The organism is Streptomyces sp. NPDC040432, from assembly GCF_055595445.1.
Genome location: NZ_JBVIVP010000059.1, coordinates 1 through 2,661, shown reverse-complemented (window position 1 = coordinate 2,661; position 2,661 = coordinate 1). Strand labels below are relative to the sequence as shown.

At 69.4% G+C, this 2,661-nt stretch carries 3 protein-coding genes; all 3 read left to right on the top strand.

Features of this window, described 5'->3' with window-relative positions:
* A partial coding sequence (locus ACZ58N_RS38785) for a vitamin B12 dependent-methionine synthase activation domain-containing protein (RefSeq protein WP_471170366.1) occupies positions 1-1,086 on the top strand: 1,086 nt, incomplete at its 5' end.
* Complete coding sequence (gene metF / locus ACZ58N_RS38780) at positions 1,083-1,994, top strand: methylenetetrahydrofolate reductase [NAD(P)H] (RefSeq protein WP_471170363.1); 912 nt, start codon at positions 1,083-1,085, stop codon at positions 1,992-1,994. The genes ACZ58N_RS38785 and metF, both read left to right, overlap by 4 nt.
* On the top strand, positions 1,966-2,661 hold a 696-nt coding region (locus tag ACZ58N_RS38775), incomplete at its 3' end, for an adenosylhomocysteinase (RefSeq protein ID WP_471170361.1). The genes metF and ACZ58N_RS38775, both read left to right, overlap by 29 nt.

Below are 2,661 nucleotides of genomic sequence, written 5' to 3'. Positions count from 1 at the left end.
CGAGGACTCGCGGAACGCTTCCCCGTCATCCTCGGCGGCGCCGCCCTCACCCGCGCCTACGTCGAACAGGACCTCCACGAGATCTACGCCGGCGAGGTCCGCTACGCCCGCGACGCCTTCGAAGGCCTACGCCTCATGGACGCCCTCATCGCCGTCAAACGCGGCGTCCCCGGCGCCACCCTCCCCGAACTCAAGCAACGCCGCGTCAGGGCGACCACGGTCGTCATCGAGCCGGAGCCCGGCGAGGGGGAGCGCGTCAGCCGTTCCGACGTGGCCGCCGACAACCCCGTCCCCACCCCGCCGTTCTGGGGTACCCGCGTCGTCAAGGGCATCCCGCTCAAGGACTACGCCTCCTGGCTCGACGAGAACGCCCTGTTCAAGGGCCAATGGGGACTGAAAGCCGCGCGCGGTGGCCCCTCGTACGAGGAGCTCCTGCAGAACGAGGGCCGTCCCCGCTTGCGCGGCCTGCTGGAGAAGCTGCACACCGAAAGCCTCCTGGAGGCCGCGGTCGTGCACGGCTACTTCCCGTGCGTCTCCAAGGGCGACGACCTGATCCTCCTCGACGAGAACGGCTCGGAGCGGACCCGGTTCACCTTCCCGCGCCAGACCCGAGGCCGGTACCTGTGCCTCGCGGACTTCTTCCGTTCCGAGGAATCGGGGGAGACCGATGTGGTCGGCCTTCAGGTCGTCACCGTCGGGTCCCGGATCGGTGAGGCCACGGCCAAGCTGTTCGAGGCGAACGCCTACCGCGAGTACATGGAGCTGCACGGCCTCTCCGTCCAGCTCGCCGAGGCACTGGCCGAGTACTGGCATGCCCGCGTCCGCTCCGATCTGGGGATCGCCGGGTCGGACCCGGCCGCCATGGACGGCATGTTCCGTACCGAGTACCAGGGCTGCCGGTACTCCCTGGGCTACCCGGCCTGCCCCGACCTGGAGGACCGCGCGAAGATCGCCGACCTGTTGCGGCCGGAGCGGATCGGCGTCCACCTCTCGGAGGAGTTCCAGCTCCACCCCGAGCAGTCCACCGACGCCATCGTCATCCACCACCCCGAGGCCAGTTACTTCAATGCCGGAGGCCGTACATGACCGCGCTGCGCGACGTACTGGAGAGCGGAGCGCCGTCGTTCTCCTTCGAGTTCTTCCCGCCGAAGACCGATGCCGGCGAACGGGTGCTGTGGGACGCGATCCGCCGCATCGAGCCGCTCGCACCGTCCTTCGTGTCGGTCACGTACGGAGCCGGCGGCTCCTCCCGCGACCGTACGGTCGAGGTGACCAAGCGGATCGCCGCCGAGACGACCCTGCGGCCGGTCGCCCACCTGACGGCCGTCGGTCACTCCGTCGCCGAGCTGCGCCACATCATCGGCCAGTACGCCGATGCGGGCGTACGGGACGTGCTGGCACTGCGCGGGGACCCGCCGGGTGATCCGAACGCCCCATGGATCCCGCACCCCGAGGGCTTGCGGTACGCCCACGAGCTGGTGTCGCTGGTCCGGGCCTCGGGGGCCTTCAGCGTGGGCGTCGCCGCGTTCCCGGAACGGCACCCGCGTTCACCGGACTGGGAGAGCGACGTCCGGCACTTCGTCGCCAAGTGCCGGGCCGGCGCGGACTACGCGGTCACGCAGATGTTCTTCGACGTCGACGACTACCTGCGGCTGCGGGACCGGGTCGTGGCCGCGGGCTGCGACACCCCCATCATCCCGGAGATCATGCCGGCGACCGACGTGCGTCAGATCCGACGCTTCGCCGAGCTGAGCAACGCCGCGTTCCCCGAGGACCTGGCCCACCGCCTCGACGCCGTGCGCGACGACCCGGCCGCCGGGCACCGCGTCGGCGTCGAGTACGCCACCGCCATGGCGGAGCGGCTGCTGGCCGAGGGGGCACCCGGACTTCACTACATCACTCTCAACCGCTCCACCGCGACGCTTGAAATCCACCGGAACGTACTCGAATCAAGGAGCGCACAGCATGTCCTCGCAGCCGCAGCCCACCACTGACATCCAGGAGAGCACGGAGCCGACGGCGCCGTCGGGCTTCACCGATTTCAAGGTCGCCGATCCTTCCCTGGCCGCGTTCGGGCGGAAGGAGATCACGCTGGCCGAGCACGAGATGCCGGGGTTGATGTCGATCCGGCGTGAGTACGCCGGGGCGCAGCCGTTGGCGGGTGCTCGGATCATGGGTTCGTTGCACATGACGGTGCAGACGGCGGTGTTGATCGAGACGTTGGTGGCGTTGGGGGCCGAGGTGCGGTGGGTGTCGTGCAACATCTACTCGACTCAGGATCATGCGGCGGCGGCGATCGCGGCGGCCGGGATTCCGGTGTTCGCGTGGAAGGGCGAGACGCTGGAGGAGTACTGGTGGTGCACGGAGCAGGCGCTGACCTGGCCCGGTCACGCGGGCCCGAACATGATCCTCGACGACGGTGGTGACGCGACCCTCCTGGTCCACAAGGGCGTCGAGTTCCAGAAGGCGGGTACCGTACCGGACCCGTCGACGGCCGACAACGAGGAGTACGGGCACATCCTGACGTTGCTGGGCCGTACCGACATCGACTGGACGACGCTGGCGGCCGAGGTCCGCGGTGTCACCGAGGAGACCACCACCGGTGTCCACCGCCTGTACGAGATGATGGCCGAGGGCTCGCTGCTCTTCCCGGCGATCAAC